At 67.9% G+C, this 16,210-nt stretch carries 15 protein-coding genes; 5 read left to right on the top strand and 10 right to left on the bottom strand.

The features are described from left to right. Window positions 1–59 precede the first annotated feature (59 nt). Both KK131_RS08540 and KK131_RS08535 read left to right on the top strand, forming a co-directional pair. Complete coding sequence (locus tag KK131_RS08540) at window positions 60–728, top strand: nucleotidyltransferase domain-containing protein (protein ID WP_250887015.1); 669 nt, start codon at window positions 60–62, stop codon at window positions 726–728. Further along, window positions 712–1,152: a hypothetical protein gene (locus KK131_RS08535; RefSeq protein ID WP_214556230.1), complete on the top strand. Its 441-nt coding sequence runs from the start codon at window positions 712–714 to the stop codon at window positions 1,150–1,152. The genes KK131_RS08540 and KK131_RS08535 overlap by 17 nt, the downstream gene beginning before the upstream one ends. A gap of 58 nt (window positions 1,153–1,210) precedes the next feature. Here KK131_RS08535 and KK131_RS08530 read toward each other — a convergent pair whose 3' ends face one another. From KK131_RS08530 to KK131_RS08510, 5 genes are all read right to left on the bottom strand, one after another. Further along, window positions 1,211–1,813 carry a hypothetical protein gene (locus tag KK131_RS08530; protein ID WP_214556229.1) on the bottom strand — a complete coding sequence of 201 codons (603 nt, stop codon included), beginning with the start codon at window positions 1,811–1,813 and terminating at the stop codon, window positions 1,211–1,213. After that, the gene (locus tag KK131_RS08525) at window positions 1,794–2,387 is read right to left on the bottom strand and encodes an AHH domain-containing protein (protein WP_214556228.1); all 594 of its coding nucleotides are present in this window, start codon (window positions 2,385–2,387) and stop codon (window positions 1,794–1,796) included. Before KK131_RS08525 ends, KK131_RS08530 begins: the two co-directional genes overlap by 20 nt. Window positions 2,388–2,626: 239 nt before the next feature. Continuing rightward, window positions 2,627–3,382: a LytTR family transcriptional regulator DNA-binding domain-containing protein gene (locus KK131_RS08520; RefSeq protein ID WP_214556227.1), complete on the bottom strand. Its 756-nt coding sequence runs from the start codon at window positions 3,380–3,382 to the stop codon at window positions 2,627–2,629. Next, complete coding sequence (locus KK131_RS08515) at window positions 3,379–4,464, bottom strand: histidine kinase (protein ID WP_214556226.1); 1,086 nt, start codon at window positions 4,462–4,464, stop codon at window positions 3,379–3,381. The genes KK131_RS08520 and KK131_RS08515 overlap by 4 nt, the downstream gene beginning before the upstream one ends. 107 nt (window positions 4,465–4,571) lie before the next feature. Beyond that, window positions 4,572–5,465: a PD40 domain-containing protein gene (locus KK131_RS08510; RefSeq protein ID WP_214556225.1), complete on the bottom strand. Its 894-nt coding sequence runs from the start codon at window positions 5,463–5,465 to the stop codon at window positions 4,572–4,574. A 296-nt stretch (window positions 5,466–5,761) separates the two neighbouring features. Between KK131_RS08510 and KK131_RS08505 the strand changes: the two genes are divergently transcribed. Next, a complete protein-coding gene (locus KK131_RS08505; protein WP_214556224.1) occupies window positions 5,762–6,262 on the top strand; it encodes a nuclear transport factor 2 family protein in 501 nt (166 codons plus the stop codon). 40 nt (window positions 6,263–6,302) lie between these two features. Here the strand turns inward: KK131_RS08505 and KK131_RS08500 are convergent, their stop codons facing one another. The 4 genes from KK131_RS08500 to KK131_RS08485 form a co-directional block, all read right to left on the bottom strand. Further along, the gene (locus KK131_RS08500; protein WP_214556223.1) at window positions 6,303–7,037 is read right to left on the bottom strand and encodes an SDR family oxidoreductase; all 735 of its coding nucleotides are present in this window, start codon (window positions 7,035–7,037) and stop codon (window positions 6,303–6,305) included. Further along, window positions 7,034–8,479, bottom strand: coding sequence for an efflux transporter outer membrane subunit (locus KK131_RS08495; RefSeq protein ID WP_214556222.1), 1,446 nt, complete (start codon window positions 8,477–8,479; stop codon window positions 7,034–7,036). The genes KK131_RS08500 and KK131_RS08495 overlap by 4 nt, the downstream gene beginning before the upstream one ends. 140 nt (window positions 8,480–8,619) lie before the next feature. Further along, window positions 8,620–11,811, bottom strand: coding sequence for an efflux RND transporter permease subunit (locus KK131_RS08490; protein ID WP_214556221.1), 3,192 nt, complete (start codon window positions 11,809–11,811; stop codon window positions 8,620–8,622). Between the two features lie 83 nt (window positions 11,812–11,894). Further along, entirely contained in the window at window positions 11,895–13,139 is a 1,245-nt protein-coding gene (locus KK131_RS08485) for an efflux RND transporter periplasmic adaptor subunit (RefSeq protein WP_214556220.1), read from the bottom strand. Window positions 13,140–13,282: 143 nt separating this feature from the next. Between KK131_RS08485 and KK131_RS08480 the strand changes: the two genes are divergently transcribed. Next, on the top strand, window positions 13,283–14,245 hold the full coding sequence (locus tag KK131_RS08480; protein WP_214556219.1) for a LysR family transcriptional regulator: 963 nt from the start codon (window positions 13,283–13,285) through the stop codon (window positions 14,243–14,245). Between the two features lie 40 nt (window positions 14,246–14,285). Here the strand turns inward: KK131_RS08480 and KK131_RS08475 are convergent, their stop codons facing one another. Beyond that, complete coding sequence (locus tag KK131_RS08475) at window positions 14,286–15,083, bottom strand: undecaprenyl-diphosphate phosphatase (RefSeq protein WP_214556218.1); 798 nt, start codon at window positions 15,081–15,083, stop codon at window positions 14,286–14,288. 343 nt (window positions 15,084–15,426) lie between these two features. Here KK131_RS08475 and KK131_RS08470 point away from each other — a divergent pair, with 343 nt between their 5' ends. Then, the gene (locus KK131_RS08470) at window positions 15,427–16,188 is read left to right on the top strand and encodes a TorF family putative porin (protein ID WP_284731449.1); all 762 of its coding nucleotides are present in this window, start codon (window positions 15,427–15,429) and stop codon (window positions 16,186–16,188) included. The last annotated feature ends 22 nt before the right edge of the window (window positions 16,189–16,210 follow it).

The raw sequence follows: 16,210 nt of genomic DNA, 5'->3' as shown, positions 1-16,210 counted from the left end.
CATGCCCTCGCCATGTCATCGCCGCGGCCCGCCCCACCGGCGCCAAACGACCCTTGCATATGCCCATTTCGGGCATTAGCATGCCCAATATGGGTAGAAGGACAAGCAGCAGAATCAGCGAAGCAGCGGCGCTCTACGCCAGCACCGGCTTGTCCGATGCATTGTTCACTGCCACCCAGCAGCGCGTCCTCGGCTGCCTGTTCGGCCAGCCTGACCGCAGCTTCACCATCAGCGAACTGATCCAGACCACCGGTGCCGGCAGCGGCGCGGTGCAGCGCGAGGTCGCCCGGCTGGCCGGTAGCGGCCTGATCGCGGTGGAACCCGTCGGCAATCAGAAGCGCTATCGCGCCGATCCGGCCTCGCCCATCCATGCCGAGCTTGTATCCATCGTGCGCAAGACCTTTGGTCTTGTTGCTCCCTTGCGCGAAATGTTGGCACCTCTGGCTCCGCACATTCCGGCCGCGTTCGTGTACGGCTCGGTAGCCAAAGGCACCGACACCGCTGCCAGCGACATCGACCTGATGCTGGTGTCGGATGCGCTGACCTATGCGGACGTCATGGCCGCCCTGCATCCGCTGATCGAGCGCCTGGGCCGGGAGATCCACCCCACGCTCTATACCCGCGACGAACTGCACAAGCGCATCGCCGCGGGCAACAGCTTCGTGACCCGCGTGCTGGCACAGCCGCGGCTCTGGGTGATCGGGGGCGAGCATGACCTCGTCGCTTGAGAACCTCGTCGGCACCGGCAAACCGTTGGCGGTGGAGCCAACAGATGCAGCGGAGTTCGAGGGCTTGCTTCGCTCCGGCAGGGCGCGACTGGTCGATGCACGCAATGCATCGCTCGCGCTGGAAAGCCGCTTCGACCTGGCCTACAACGCTGCGCACGCATTGTGTCTGGCCGCGTTGCGCAGCCAGGGCTATCGCGCCCGTCACCGCTACATCGTGTTCCAGGCACTGCCGCATACACTCGGCCTGGGGCCGGAAGTATGGCGCGTGCTGGACAAGTGCCATCACATGCGCAACGTCGCCGAATACGAAGGGGCGCTCGATGTGGACGAACGCATCGTGTCCGACCTGGTCGCGGCGTGTGAAAAGGTCATGACAGCCATCGACAAGTTGAAGCATTCAATCAAACGGGACGGAGGCAATTAGTCCAATTCAACTACCTCCGTCCCCCGTTGCTACCTTTGCCAGCGTCCTCTTTGCTGGCTCAGCAACGCGGACGGGGCTTCTTCGGCTGTGGCCCGGGTTCGACCAGGGCGATGCCCACGATGGCGGCTTCAGTGATGATGGTTTCCAGTGCCGCCTTGCCCGCTTCGTTGACGTAGAGAGCAGCCGCTGCTGTCAGCGGGTCCTTGAACACGGCTGCGTCGGCCGGCACCCTGTCCTCGAAGAATTCTTCCTTCACGATCGAACCGCTAGGACGTTTGGCCGAGCGAGCCTCGTCGATGCAAGGAATGACGTTGGTCACGTTGTAGAACCAGCGCGGCTCGCCCGAGCAGTCCATCTCGAGAAACTGGCCGAAGCGCGAAAGGAAAGGCTCGAGCGCAATCTTCGCCCTCTCGTTCATGACCAGTGCGCCAGGAGTCAGCGCACTGACGTCTGCCAGTGGCTTAGGTTTCTTCTTTCCGGGTTCGACGAAGACCTCGACCCTGGGCTTTTTTGACCAGGAGAGGCTGGCGCCAGAGGTATCGAACATCCCCGACTCGACGTCCTTGTCGCTGGCAAAGACCAAGGGCGCATAGTCATTGACGGAGCCGCTTTTGAGTTCCCATACCTTCACTTCCGTCACCTCAGTAGTCGAAGTCGTCATTGAGGATGTCGTACCGGATGTCCTGCAGCGCCTTGCGGCCATTTGCCTGGTTCGAGGGCTTCGCGAGCGTCAGCCTCGATGTCACTGCGAGGTGGTAGGCCGTCGTGTGAATGACTTCATGCGCCGTCGCCGCAGCGAGACCGGGAACCACGGACGACCACTTCTTCGGAAGGTAGACACCGTTGTCCGCATCGTTGATGCCTATACCCCAGCGAAAGAGTAGCGCCCGCGAACGGCTCGCGCGTTTGTCAGCCGCGGCGACGATGTGATGCGCATCGGCTTCGGCATGCTTGGCGTTGCCGGTAGCCTTCGAGATGTTGCGAGCCAGCGTTCGCGAATGCCTCACCTTGCGGTTCGCGTCGGCACGAAGTTTCTTCGCCTTTGCCGGCAATGTAATGCCGTTGTCGTAGCGGACCCGCGCCAGCCGTCGCTGCAGCAGAAGTTCGTTCCTGAGCTCGTAGGCATTGGCACCCGCGTCGCCTGAAACGATCAGATGGGTCTCGATCGTCAGGTCGAGAATGTCATTCGCCGTGTCTGTTGGCGGTACGACGAGATTCGGACTTCCTTTGTCCATGTTCTTCTTCCCGTTGTGCATCAGCAATGAACTTGAGAATCGCTCGCCGGAGCAAACGCCCCAACCTGGAACAAGGTTAGTGTGTCAAGCGGTCTTGTGACAATTGCCACATGAGCGGAAGTGTCAGGACATTGGCCCCAGCTTTGGAACCCGATCATATACGCCATGCATCGATCCCGACGATCACCTTGCTGATGCTCTTGTCCGGCGCCCACATCAGCTGATGCATGGAGATGCCTTCAGGGCAAGCCCAGCACGCTGCGCGCACCAGCGCGAAAGCGCCGACTCAGATCCAGCCTGGTGCCGTCATGCAGCACGACTTCCGCGCCGCCCTTGAACAGCGGATGCACCTCGCGGATGCGCGACAGGTTGACCAGGGTGCCGCGGTGGATGCGCAGGAAGCGCGCCGGATCGAGTTGCGCCAGCAGGTGGCGCAAGGTGTCGCGGTGCAGGTAGCGCACCGGGCCGACGTGGATGTGCAGGTAGTTGCCGTCGGCGCGGATCCAGTCGATGTCGTCGATGGCGAGCACGCGGATATGCTCGCCGTGGCGCACGCTGAGGCGTTGCACGTAGCCATGGGTCGGCGCCGGCTCGTTCGTACTGCCGGTCGTCGCATGCAGGCCCTGCCAGTGCCGGTTCACCCGCGCCATGGCCTGGTCGAAGCGCGCCTGCTCGATCGGCTTGAGCACGTAGTCCAGCGCCATCGCATCGAACGCGCGCAGCGCGTGGTCGGCGAAGGCGGTGGCGAAGACCACCAGCGGAAGGCGGTCGGGCGCCAGTTCGTGCAGCAGCTCGAAGCCGTCCATGCCGGGCATCTGGATGTCCAGGAACAGCAGGTCCGGACGCAGCACGCGCACCGCCTGCATCGCTTCGGCGGCGTTGCCGCATTCGCCGACGATTTCCACTTCGTCATGCGCGGCCAGTGCCTGGCGCAGCGCGAGGCGCGCCAGCACTTCGTCGTCGACCAGCACGGTGTGCAGGCGTGGCGTGTTCATGCGGCGTGCTCGGCGAACGGCAGGCGCACTTCGGCGCGGGTGCCGCCGCCGGGGATCGGGCTGAGTTCGAGCTGTGCCGCGTCGCCGAACAGCATGCGCAGGCGCGAGCGCGTATTGCCCAGGCCGATGCCTTCTGACGTGCCGGCCAGCGGCAGGCCGAGGCCGTCGTCGTCCACGCGCAGCTGCAGCTGGTCGCCGTCTCGCCGCGTGGAGACGCGCAGGGTGCCGGCGCCGGGTTTGTCCTGCAGGCCGTGGCGCAGCGCGTTCTCCACCAGCGGCTGCAGGATCAGGTTGGGCACCGCCGCGGTGAGCGTGTCGTCGGCCACGTCCAACTGGGTGCTGAGCCGATCCTGGAAGCGCACCAGCTGGATGCCGAGGTAGCAGGCGAGGAACTCCAGCTCGCGCGCCAGTGGCACCTGCGGCGCGTGGCGTTCCTCCAGGGTGAGCCGCAGGAAGTCGCTCAAGCGAGCGATCATCAGCCGCGCCTGCAGCGGGTCGGCCAGCGCCAGCGCCGAGATCGCGTTGAGCGTGTTGAACAGGAAGTGCGGTTGCAGCTGCATGCGCAGCGCCTGCAGTTGCGCCAGCGCCAGCTGCGTTTCCAATTGGGTGCGGCGCAGGCGCTCGTCGCGCAGGTGCCGGCGCGACTCCATCCCGCGCAGCGCCGCCAGGATCACCCAGTAGGTCAGCACGGCGAGGTGGAAGCTGTAGGCGAGCTCCATCTGCAGGTATTGGCCCAGCGTGTGCACCGGCATGCGCCCGGGCCCGCTCAGGTACCAGAACACCATCAGGTGCGCCAGCATCTGCACCATCGCCACGGCCAGGCTGGCCGGCACCTGCAGGGCGAAGAAGCGGCGCCAGCTGCGTCCTGCCGTCTGCCGACCCAGCCAGCCGACCAGCGGCACCAGCGCCATCCACAACCAGAAGTTGCCGAGGTTCCAGCTGAGCGCGCGCAGCCAGCCGGGCGGGTTGCCCTCGCTGATCGAGGACAGCCCGCCGCTGAACGCGTAGGACAGCGCCAGCAGGGTCCAGAAGCCGAATGCCAGGGCGAATCGTTTCCAGCGTGGGGTGTCGTGGTCGGTCACGCGATGCTCCCGGGCGCCGGCCATGGGCACCCGGCGCGCTATCGCCACAGTGTGTGGCGACAGCGCCGCGCGGAACAGTGCTGGAGGCCATGCGTCGGCCATCGCGCTCAGCGGGTCGGCCGGGGCGGCGGCAGCCAGGGATCCAGCGACATGCGGTGGATGCGCTGGTCGGCAGCGCTGAAGTGGAGCGTGGCGCGATCCGGGCCCAGGCGCGCCTCGTTGCCGGCGACGCCGAGGTCGCGCGGCGTGCTCCAGCCGCCGGGCGTGGCGAAGGCGATGTACAGGTGGTCGCCGTCGGGCGGCGCCGGCGCGCGGTCGGAGCTGAACACCAGGAAGGACGCGTCGGGCGCCACCGCCGGGTCGTAGTCGGAATGCGCCGCGTCGCCGCCCAGCGCCAGCGGCTGTGCCGTTGCGTAGCTGCCGCGGACGAAGCGGCTGCGATAGAGCCGGAACGCGCCGCTGGCCGGATCCGCGCGCATGAAATACACGCTGCCGTCGCTTGCCACCGCGGGCGAGAACGTCGAGCTGTCGGCATTCACCGCATCAGGCAAACGATGGGGCGTACTCCAGCCATCGCCGATGCGATCCACTCGCCACAGGTTGCCGCCGCGGCCGGGCCACGTCTTGCCGCCCCATTGGCCATCCAGCGCTGTGCCATCGCCACGCGCCGGTCGGTTCGAGACGAATACCAGGTAGCTGCCGTCCGGCGCCATGGCGGGCTCGATGTCCATCCAGCGGTCCGAGAACGGCGCGGGAGCCGGCGTCGACCACGCGGTGCCGTGGCGGTGCGCCACGACCAGGTGACGGTCCGCACCGCGGCCGCGGGTGAACACCACCGTGTCGCCGTCCGGCGTGAAGGCGGGCGAGGCGTCGCGTGCCAGCGTCCACGGCCCGGCGGCGGCAGGCGGCGCGGCGCTCGCGGCCGTCGTTTGCGCCGATGCGGCGGTGATGGCACCGCCCAGGATCAGGGCGAGGGCCGGCAGCAGGTAGTGGCGACGCATGGAGCTTCTCCCGGGCGGAAAACGCGCAAAGGAATGTGCCGCTGGCGGCAGCGCTGTGGGCAGGTTCCGCTCAGGCTGGCAGCGGCAGGCGGTGTCGTCGCCATCCTTGTGACCATCGGCGCAGCGGCGATGGCGAACGGTCGATCGGCCGAGGCAGGTGGTCCGCCGGCCGCTGGACGGCGCATTCCTGCCGCTGGTCATCGTGTCGCGTGCGCTTGTCACGCAGGTGCTGCGGCCCCGCATGTGGCCGCGCAGGCTGGATTGGCGGCGATCCTGCCGTGGACGAGGACAACGACATGCGCAAGCAAGGTCTCTTTCAGGTGGGCATGGCGTGCCTTGCCGTGCTGGTGCTGGCTGCCGAAATGACGATCGCGGCGACCGCCGCCGCCAGCGCGGCCGACGTCGACGAAACCGGCAGGAACGAGGCGGCGGTGATCGCGGTCGACCAGCATTGGCTGGAAGCGGAACTCGATGGCGACACCGCCTGGCTCGACGACCTGCTGCTGCCCGAGTACCGCTCGGTCGGCGCCGACGGCGCGGTGCATCCGAAGGCCGCGATCGTGGCGCACGCGGCGAAGAACCGCGGCAACGATGCGCAGCGGCGCAAGGTGGAGGCGTGGCTGAAGGCGCACCCGTCGGGCCAGTCGGTGGTGATCCGCGGCGATACCGCGATCCTCTCGTTCTACGACCCGATGCTGGGCGCGGCCAACGGCGTGCGCTCGTCCGACATCTTCGTCTACGTGGACGGCCACTGGCATGCGCTGTACTCGCAGCACAGCGCGGTCGGCAAGGGCTAGCTCATGCGAGATTGGGTCGGGTTGATTCGTTCGGCCCGGTTCACCACGGGATCACCTGGCCGTCGCGGAAGAAGCGTCCGGTCGGTGCCGGTGCGGGCAGGCTGGCGGCCCACACGATGCCAGCGGCACCGGCAGCGATGGGACGGCCGCCGGGGCCGCCGAGTTCGGTGGCGACCCAGCCGGGACACACGGCGTTGACTACGATGCCGCTGCCGTCCAGTTCCGCCGCCAGCGTGCGGGTGTACGCGTTGAGCGCCGACTTGGAGGTGCGGTAGGCCACGCAGTGGCTGCTGGTCGAAGCGCTGGCGCCGCAGCCGCTGGAGACGTTCACGATGCGGCCGTAGCCATGCCGGCGCATCAGCGGCAACAGTGCGCTGCACAGCCGCCACGTGCCGAACAAGTGCGTTTGCATCGCATCGATCGCCGGCGCGAGGTCGGCGTTGCTGGCATGTGCGTCATGGTCGTAGTGGCCGCCGGCGTTGTTGACCAGCACGTCGAGCCGGCCGTAGGTGATCTCGATCCAGCGCGCCAGCGTGTCGACCTGGTCCTGGCGGGTCACGTCCAGCTCCACCGCGATCACCTCGCCCGGCGCGCCGGCCAGCTGGCGCGCCGCGTGCAAGCCCTTGTCCAGGTCGCGTGCGCCGAGCAGCACGGTCATGCCGCGTTCGCTGAGCTGGCGCGCCACCTCGAAGCCGAGGCCGCGGTTGGCGCCGCTGACCAGGGCCACGCGATAGACCGGCGTCGCCGCCGGCAGGCGCCGGGCCGGGCGGCTCATGGCGCCGTGCTGGCCGCGGCCACCGTGCTGCAGCGCTCGTCGCCGCAGGCCTGCCAGCCGCCGCCGAGCGCCTTGTACAAGGCGACGGCGCGCGTGTTGATCGCCGCCTCGGCCTGGGCCAGGTCGTCCTCGGCGGCGAGCTGGGTGCGTTCGGCATCCAGCAGTTCGAGGAAGCCGGTGGCGCCTTCCTGGTAGCGCACGCGCGCCAGTTCGGCGGCGCGTTTGCTCTGCGTGCCCTGCTCGATCAGGCGGTCGACGCGCACGCGCTGCTGGTTGAAGCCGGTGACCGCGTTGTCGATGTCCTCGATCGCTTCCAGCACGGTGCGCTGGTAGTTCGCCTGCGCCGCATCGGTGCGCGCCTCGCTGGCGTGCAGGTTCGCCCGCACGCGCTGCACATTGAGCCCGGCCCAGCTGATGCTCGGCGCCAGCGACCACGCGCGCGTCGACGGGCTGCCGAAGTCGTTGCTGCGTCCGGACAGGAAGCCGAGGAACCCGCCCAGCGTGATGTGCGGGAAGAAGTCCGCCTTGGCCACGCCGATGCGCGCGGTGGCGGCGGCGTATTCGCGTTCGGCCATGCGCACGTCCGGACGGCGCGCCAGCACGTCGCCGGCGTCGCCGATCGGCAGGCTCGCCGCGATCGGGGTGAAGCTCTTCGGCGACACGTCGATGTCCAGCTCGCCGGGGCGTTCGCCGAGCAGCACGGCGAGACGGTATTCGCTGGCGCTGGCCTGGGTCTGCAGCAGCGGCAGCTGCGCCTGCACCGCGGCGAGGCGCGCCTTCGCGCTGGCCACGTCCTGTTCCGCGCCGGAGCCTAGCTGCTGGCGTACCTCGGTGAGGTGCACGGTCTGCTGCTGGTTGTCGATGTCGCGGCGCGCGATGTCCAGCCGCAGCTGGCTGCCGCGCAATTCGAAGTAATTGCGCGCCACCTCGGCCAGCAGGCTGACCTGGGCGTCGTGCAGCGCCGCCTCGCTGGCGCCGAGGTCGGCGCCGGCCGCTTCCACCGAACGGCGCACGCCGCCGAACAGGTCCAGTTCCCATGACGCGTCGAAGCCGGCCTGGTACGTGGTCACCGTTTGCCGCTGCGTGCCGAAGCCGGGCTGCTGGCCGCGGCTGCGCGTGTAGTTCACGTCCGTGTCGATGGTCGGCAGCTGCTCGGACTTCGCGCCGCTGAGCAGCGCGCGCGCTTCATGCAGCCGCGCCACGGCGATGCGCAGGTCGAGGTTGTTCGCCGCGGCGCGCTGGATCAGCGCATCGAGCGTGGGGTCGTTGAACTGCTTCCACCACGCGGCCTGGAACTGCGCGCTGTTTTCCTGGGCGGCATCCAATCCCTGCAACTGTGGCGCGGCGATCTTCGCGGCGTGGTAGTTCGGGCCCACGCTGGCACAGCCGGCCAGTGCGAGGGCGGCGGCCAGCAACGACGCTCGAAGAACCACCATCGTCATCCCGGCGCTCTTGGCCGTCATCCCGGCGGAGGCCGGGATCGCACTTGCCTGTTTGCTGGTGCGTGCGCCAGTGCGATTCCTGCCTTCGCAGGAATGACGAGTGAAAGTTTCCCGCGCGGGGTTGCGAGTGAAGATTTTCATCAGTGGTTCTCCAGCGCCGGCAGCGCATGCGCGGCGGCACGTTCGGCCGCGCGCGCCTCGCGGCGCTCGACCAGGGCGCGAATGACGACGTAGAACAGCGGCGTGTAGATCAGCCCGAAGATGGTCACGCCGAGCATGCCGGCGAACACCGCCACGCCCATCGCGTGGCGCATCTCGGCGCCGGCGCCGTGCGAGGTGACCAGCGGCACCACGCCCATGATGAAGGCGAACGAGGTCATCAGGATCGGGCGCAAGCGCAGGTGGGCCGCTTCCAGCACCGCCTCGTGGCGGCTCATGCCTTCATGCTGGCGTTCGCGGGCGAACTCCACGATCAGGATCGCGTTCTTGCACGCCAGTCCGACCAGCACGATCAAGCCGATCTGGGTGAAGATGTTGTTGTCGCCGCCGGACAGCCACACGCCGGCGATCGCGGACAACAGCACCATCGGCACGATCAGGATCACCGCCAGCGGCAGCGACCAGCTCTCGTACAGCGACGACAGCACCAGGAACACCAGTAGCACGCACAGCGGAAACACCAGGATCGCAGTGTTGCCGGCGAGGATCTGCTGGTAGGTCAGCTCGGTCCACTCGAAGCTGACGCCGTTCGGCAGGTTGTCCTTCGCCAGCTTTTCCATCGCTGCCTGCGCCTGGCCCGAGCTGAAGCCCGGCGCGGGGCCGCCGTTGATCTCGGCGGTGGGATAGCCGTTGTAGTGCTGCACGCGATCCGGGCCGGCGCCCTGTTTCACGGTGACGAACGAACCCAGCGGCACCATCTGGCCCTGCGCGTTGCGCGTCTTCAGCTGCATGATGTCTTCGGGCGTGTGGCGGAACGCCGGGTCGGCCGAGACGTTCACCTGGTAGGTGCGGCCGAAGCGGTTGAAGTCGTTGACGTAGAGCGAGCCCATGTAGGCCTGCATGGTCTGGTACACGTCGCCCAGGTTCACGCCGACGGTCTTGGCCTTCTCGCGGTCCACGTCGGCGTCCACCTGCGGCACGCTGATCTGGAAGCTGGAGAACAGCCCGGCGAGTGCCGGATCCTTGCGGCTGGCGGCGATGAGGTTCTGCGTCTGCTGGTACAGCTCGTCGAAACCGCGGTCGCCGCGGTCCTCGATCTGCATGCGGAAGCCGCCGATCGTGCCCAGGCCCATCACCGGCGGCGGCGGGAACACCGCGATGTAGGCGTCCTGGATCGCGGCGAACTTCTGGTTCAGCGCACCGGCGATCGCGCCGGCCGACAACGATGCGTCACGGCGTTCCTCGAACGGCTTCAGCGTGACGAACACGATGCCGGAGTTGGTCGAGTTGGTGAAGCCGTTGATCGACAGGCCGGGGAACGCCACCGCGTGCTCCACGCCCGGCTGCTTCAGCGCGATCGCGCCCATGCGCTGGATCACGTCCTCGGAACGGTCGAGCGAGGCCGCGTCGGGCAGCTGCGCGAACGCCACAAGGTACTGCTTGTCCTGGCCCGGCACGAAGCCGGTCGGCACGTGCGAGAAGCCGAACCAGGTCAGCGCGATCAGGCCGGCATACACCGCCAGCGCCAGCTTGCCCTTGCCGACGATGCGCCGCACGCCGCCGACGTAGCGCTCCGAGCCGCGATGGAACAGCTTGTTGAACGGACGGAACAGCCAGCCGAACGCGCGGTCGATGCCGCGCGTGAGGCGGTCCTTCGGCGCGTCGTGGCCCTTCAGCAGCACCGCGGCCAGCGCCGGGCTCAGGGTCAGCGAGTTGAACGCGGAGATCACCGTGGAGATCGCGATGGTCAGCGCAAACTGGCGGTAGAACTGGCCGGTGAGGCCGCTGACGAAGGCGGTCGGGATGAACACCGCGCACAGCACCAGCGCGGTGGCCACGATCGGCCCGGTGACCTCGTGCATCGCCTTGCGCGTGGCCTCGCGCGGCGTCTGCCCGAGCTCGATGTGCCGCTCCACATTTTCCACCACCACGATCGCGTCATCGACCACGATGCCGATCGCCAGCACCAGGCCGAACAGCGACAGCGCGTTGAGCGAGAAGCCGGCCAGGTACATCACCGCGAACGTGCCGATCAGCGACACCGGCACCGCCACCAGCGGGATGATCGAGGCGCGCCAGGTCTGCAGGAACAGGATCACCACCAGCACCACCAGCAGGATCGCCTCCAGCAGCGTATGCGCCACCGCCTCGATCGAGCCGCGCACGAACACGGTGGGGTCGTACACGATCTGGTAGTCGACGCCCTGCGGGAACTCCTGCTTCAGCTGCGCCATGGTGGCGCGCACCTCGTCGGAGATCTGGATCGCGTTGGAGCCGGGCCGCGCGAAGATCGGCAGCGCCACCGCCGGCTTGTTGTCGAGCAGGCTGCGCAGCGCGTAGTTGTTCGAGCCCAGGTCGACCTTCGCCACGTCGCCCAGATGGGTGACGCCGCCGTTCGCGGTGGTGCGCACGATGATGTTGCGGAAATCGTCCTCGCTGACCAGCCGGCCGCGCGTGTTGATGTTGAGCTGGAACGCCGAGTTGCCCGGGCCCGGCGGCGCATTCAGCGCGCCGGCGGCGACCTGCACGTTCTGCTCGCGGATCGCGTTGATCACGTCGCCGGTGGTGAGCGAGCGCTGCGCCAGCTTCTGCGGGTCCAGCCACACGCGCATCGAGTATTCGCCGGCGCCGAAGATCTGCACGTCGCCGACGCCGTCGAGCCGACCCAGCACGTCCTTCACGTGCAGCCGCGCGTAGTTCGACAGGTACAGCATGTCGTAGCGCTGGTCCGGCGAGGTGAGATGCACCACCATGGTCAGGTCGGGCGAACTCTTCTGCGTGGTGACGCCGAGCCGCTGCACTTCCTCCGGCAGTTTCGGCAGCGCCTGCGCCACGCGGTTCTGCACGTCGACCTGGGCGGTGTCGAGGTTGGTGCCCAGCGCGAAGGTCACGGTCAGCGTCATCGCGCCGTCGCTGGTGGCCTGCGAGGAGGTGTACAGCATGCCCTGCACGCCGTTGATCTGTTCCTCCAGCGGCGTGGCGACGGTCTCGGCGATCACCTTCGGGTTGGCGCCGGGGTAGGCGGCGCGCACCACCACGGTGGGCGGCACCACTTCGGGGTATTCGCTGATCGGCAGCTTGAACACCGCGATGGAGCCGGTGATCACGAACAGCAGCGACAGCACGGCGGCCATGATCGGCCGGTCGACGAAGAACTGGGCAATGTTTTTCATGCAATGAATCCTCGACGAAGCCGCGGCGCGGCCTCGGTCTTCTTTGCTCCTCCCCCTGCATGGCAGGGAGAGGGCGAGTGTGTTCAGCCTTGCGGCGTCGCTGGGGTTGCCGTATCGGCCTGCGCGGTGCGCGAATCGGCGCCCGGTGCGTCGCCGCGCTCGACCAGCGCCTTGTCGGCGTCGTCGAGGCGGTAGCTCATCGCCACCTTCTGCGGATTCACCTCGACCCCGGGGCGCACGCGCTGCAGGCCGTTCACCACCACCAGGTCGGTCGGTGCGATGCCGCTGTCGATCACCCGCAGGCCATGGAACAGCGCGCCGGTGTCGACCTTGCGGTATTGCACCTTGTGCGCCTTGTCGACCACGTAGACGAACTGGTTGCCGAGGTCGGTGCCGATCGCACGGTCGTCCACCAGCACGCGCGGGCGGGCCTGGCCGCTCTGCAGCTGCACGCGGGCATACAGGCCCGGCGTGTACAGGCCGTCGGCGTTGTCGAACACCGCGCGCAGGCGCATCGTCCCGGAGCCGGTGTGCAACTGGTTGTCGACGAAGTCGAGGCGGCCGTCATGCGGGTAGCCAGATTCGTCGGCCAGGCCCATCGCGGCCTCGATCCGCGCGTTGCCGCCGGCCTGCTTCGCGCTGGCGCGCAGGTGGTCTAGCTTGAGCCAGGTCTGCTCGTCCACGTCGAAGTAGACGTAGACCGGGTTGACCGAGACCACGCTGGTCAGCACGTCGCTGCTGGTGACCAGGTTGCCGGGAGTGACCCGGGCGTTGCTGACGCGGCCGTCGATCGGCGAGCGCACCTGGGTGAAATCCAGGTTCAGCCGTGCCGCGGCCAGTGCGGCGGTGGCGGCGCCGAGCTGGGCGCGCGCGCTCTGCGCGGTGGTGGCCTGGCGGTCGGCTTCCTGCTGCGCGATCGCGTGCTGGGCCAGCAGCATCTCGGCGCGGCGCTGGTTGGTTTCGGCCAGGCTCAGCTCGGCCCTTGCCTGTGCCTGGTTGGCGGCCAGCCGGTCGACCTCGGCCTGGTACGGGCGGGCGTCGAGCTGGAACAGCACGTCGCCCTTGTGCACCAGCGCGCCTTCCTGGAAATGCACCGACTCCACGAAACCGCCGACCCGCGGCTGCACCTGCACCGTATTCACCGCTTCCAGCCGGCCGGTGAACTCGGCGCTGTCGCTGACCTTGCGGGTCAACGCCTGCGCCACCGTCACTTCCGGCGGCGGCCCGCCGGCGGGGCTTTGCGCATGGCTGTCGTTGCCGTGCAGGAGAACCCAACTGCCGAGCACGCCGACAGCGATCAGGGGGACCAGCATCCATTGTTTTTTCATCTTGCGCTCCCAGAACCTCGTAGGCCGGGCACGAGGCTCCGGCGAAGGGTCGAGAGAATAGGTGTACTTTCCGGTATAGAAAATCCGTTTCTTGCGCACTACACTCGTGCGCCGCAGTCACGAATCGACGAGGAATTGAAACAATGGAAGACTTTTCCGCCATTTCGACCTTCGTCCGCGTGGTCGAGGCCAAGAGTTTCGCCGCCGCCGCCAGCCAGCTGGGCATGACCCCGTCCGGCGTCAGCCGGGCCGTCTCGCGGCTGGAGAGCCAGCTCGGCGCGCGGCTGCTGTTCCGTTCCACCCGCTCGCTGCGGCTGACCGACGACGGCGCCTCGTTCCACGCGCGCTGCAAGGAGATCCTCGCCGACCTGGCCGAGGCCACCGAGGCGCTGAACTTCGCCAACAGCAAGCCGACCGGCAAGCTGCGCGTGGGCATCTCGCTGTCGGTGGGCCGCGCTGCGGTGATCCCGCGGCTGAGTGAGTTCGAGCAGCGCTACCCGGATATCCGGCTGGAGCTGTCGATGAGCGACTCGCCGGCGGATCTCAACGGCGAGGGCCTGGATTGCGCGATCCGCGTCGGCCAGCTGGAGGATTCCAGCCTGATCGCGCGCAAGATCGGCTACCTCAGCAACGTGGTATGCGCCTCGCCCGAGTACCTGCGCAAACACGGCGCGCCGCACAGCATCGAGGATCTGAAGGATCACCGTTGCATCAACTACGTCTACCCGAACGGCCGCCCGCGCCAGTGGCAGTTCGACACGCCTGGCGGGCAGGTAAGCGTGGACATCGACGCGCACATGCTGATCAACGACGGCGAGTCGGTGCTGCAGGCGGTGGCGTCCGGCCTGGGCATCACCCAGATGCCGCGCATGATGGCCGCCTGCATGCTCGACAAGGGCATGCTCGAACTGGTGATGACCGATACCCGGTCGACCGGCAAGCCGGTGTGGATCGTCTACCCGCAGAAGCGCCACCTGTCCGCCCGCGTGCAGGCCTTCATCGAGTGGGTGCGCGAGCTGTTCGACCGCACCAACCAGTGCACGGTCGCCACGTCGAAGGCCATGCCGAAATCGGCGCGCAAGGACGCGCTGGTCGAAGCGGCGTAGACGCCGTGCCCGGCCGTGGCCGCACGTTCGGCCCGGCGGGTCAGCCGCCGGCCGGCACCAGCAACAGCAGCGCCACGCCGAACGCGATGCGGTAGATCGCGAACGGGGTGAAGGTGTGGCTGCGGATGTAGCCGAGCAGCCACTTCACCGCGACGAACGCCATGATCGCCGAGACCACGAAGCCGACCGCCAGCGCGGTCCAGTCCTCATGCGCGGCGCCGCCGCCCTTCACCACCTTCAGCAACTCGTAGCCGGTCGCCGCGTACATCGTGGGAATGCCGACCAGGAAGGCGAACTCGGTGGCCGCCGCGCGGTTGCTGGTGCCGAACAGCATCGCCGCGAAGATCGTCGCGGCCGAGCGCGAGGTGCCGGGAAAAATGCCCGCGATCATCTGCGCGATGCCGACCAGGATCGCCACCTTCCAGGTCACCTCGCTGCGCTCCGGCTGGCGCGCGGCCAGCCGCTCGGCGGCGATCATCCAGAAGCCGCCGATCACCAGCGCCCAGGCCACCGGGGTCACCGTCTCGGGCAGCTTGAAGCCCAGCTTCACCGCGATGAAGCCGAGCACGGCGGTGATCAGGAAGGCCACCACCAGCTTCAGCAGGTAGTCGCGGTTGGCCGGCTCGCGCCACTGCGTCAACAGCTGCCAGATGCGCTTCCAGTAGATCAGCGTGACCGCCAGGATCGCGCCGGCCTGGATGCCGATGTTGAACAGGTCCGAGCGCGCGCCCAGCCCGAACTTCTCGGCGATCAGCAGGTGGCCGGTCGAGGAGATCGGCAGGAATTCGGTGATGCCTTCGATGATGCCGAGCAGGATGACGTGGAGCAGGTCGGTCACGGGCGGGTCCGTTGCGGGATGGGACGGGCCGGCGAACGGACCGCCGGCGTGAAGCGCCATAGCTTACGAGGTTTGCCGCCGCGAGGGACCGCCGCCGGCCGAGCGGGCCGCCGATCCGGCACGCACTGGAACAGTGCAAACCGTCGGTGCCGGCGGGTGTTGCTGGTGCTAACGCAGCCGCGGCCGATGCGCTCCCGTCCGGCGGATGCCGCTGCAGCAACGTTTGCCCGCCGTGGCACGGGGCTTGCTGAGACGGCTTGAGCGCCATGCGAACGCATGGTTCATGAATGGACGTCTGGACGTCTGTTTACCTGCCCGTCGTTTTCCCAGGGAAGCCGAACTCATGAGGCGATGCTGGATATCCGTGGTTGTCGCTGCCCCGATGGTCATGGCATCCGCCCTGGCGCCGGCACTGGCGGGCGAGGCTCCGGCCAGCAAGTGGGTCGGCAGCGCCGGCATGGTCAACGACTACCTGTTCCGCGGCATTTCGCAGACCGATCGCAAGCCCGCCGTGCAGGCCGGTGTCGAGTTCGACCACGCCAGCGGCGGGTACCTGGGCGGCTGCGGCAGCAATGTCAGCTGGCTGTCCGATGCCTCGACCTCCGCCGCGCCGATCTCCAGCAGCCTGGAGTTCGACCTCTACGGCGGCTGGCGCGGCAGTTTCGGCGGCGACTGGAGCTACGACGTCGGCCTGTATCGCTACCAGTACCCGGGCAGCTATCCGGCGGGGTTCACCCTGCCGAATACCACCGAGGCTTATGCCGCGCTGGCCTGGAAGAGCGTGTCGCTGAAGTACTCGTATGCCTTCACCAATCTGTTCGGCTATGCCGACAGCGAGCACAGCGGCTACGTGGACTTGTCGTGGAACCAGGCGTTCGCGCCGGGCTGGCTGCTCAACGCGCATGTCGGCCGCCAGCAGGTGGAGAACGTCGCCGGCGCCTCGTACAGCGACTGGAAGCTGGGCGTGACCCGGAATTTCGGCAGCGGCTGGTCGGCGGCACTGGGCTACTACGACACCAACGCGAACGCGTCGGTCTACACCAATGCGCGTGGCCACTACCTGGGCCGCGCCACGGCGGTGCTGAGCCTGGCCAGGTCGTTCTGAAGACATTCCACCGGTGGAGTCA

Source organism: Rhodanobacter sp. LX-99 (assembly GCF_018599185.1).
In the GTDB taxonomy this organism is placed as follows: Bacteria; Pseudomonadota; Gammaproteobacteria; order Xanthomonadales; family Rhodanobacteraceae; genus Rhodanobacter.
Note: the sequence above shows the minus strand (reverse complement) of the source record. Positions and strands in the feature narration are given on the sequence as shown.

What these genes read in the sequence shown, in the direction of transcription:
- KK131_RS08540 (WP_250887015.1), top strand. Translation starts at nt 60, where the DNA reads ATGCCCATTTCGGGCATTAGCATGCCCAATATGGGTAGAAGGACAAGC.
- KK131_RS08535 (WP_214556230.1), top strand. Translation starts at nt 712, where the DNA reads ATGACCTCGTCGCTTGAGAACCTCGTCGGCACCGGCAAACCGTTGGCG.
- KK131_RS08530 (WP_214556229.1), bottom strand. Translation starts at nt 1,813, where the DNA reads ATGACGACTTCGACTACTGAGGTGACGGAAGTGAAGGTATGGGAACTC.
- KK131_RS08525 (WP_214556228.1), bottom strand. Translation starts at nt 2,387, where the DNA reads ATGGACAAAGGAAGTCCGAATCTCGTCGTACCGCCAACAGACACGGCG.
- KK131_RS08520 (WP_214556227.1), bottom strand. Translation starts at nt 3,382, where the DNA reads ATGAACACGCCACGCCTGCACACCGTGCTGGTCGACGACGAAGTGCTG.
- KK131_RS08510 (WP_214556225.1), bottom strand. Translation starts at nt 5,465, where the DNA reads ATGCGTCGCCACTACCTGCTGCCGGCCCTCGCCCTGATCCTGGGCGGT.
- KK131_RS08505 (WP_214556224.1), top strand. Translation starts at nt 5,762, where the DNA reads ATGCGCAAGCAAGGTCTCTTTCAGGTGGGCATGGCGTGCCTTGCCGTG.
- KK131_RS08500 (WP_214556223.1), bottom strand. Translation starts at nt 7,037, where the DNA reads ATGAGCCGCCCGGCCCGGCGCCTGCCGGCGGCGACGCCGGTCTATCGC.
- KK131_RS08495 (WP_214556222.1), bottom strand. Translation starts at nt 8,479, where the DNA reads ATGACGATGGTGGTTCTTCGAGCGTCGTTGCTGGCCGCCGCCCTCGCA.
- KK131_RS08490 (WP_214556221.1), bottom strand. Translation starts at nt 11,811, where the DNA reads ATGAAAAACATTGCCCAGTTCTTCGTCGACCGGCCGATCATGGCCGCC.
- KK131_RS08485 (WP_214556220.1), bottom strand. Translation starts at nt 13,139, where the DNA reads ATGAAAAAACAATGGATGCTGGTCCCCCTGATCGCTGTCGGCGTGCTC.
- KK131_RS08480 (WP_214556219.1), top strand. Translation starts at nt 13,283, where the DNA reads ATGGAAGACTTTTCCGCCATTTCGACCTTCGTCCGCGTGGTCGAGGCC.
- KK131_RS08470 (WP_284731449.1), top strand. Translation starts at nt 15,427, where the DNA reads ATGAGGCGATGCTGGATATCCGTGGTTGTCGCTGCCCCGATGGTCATG.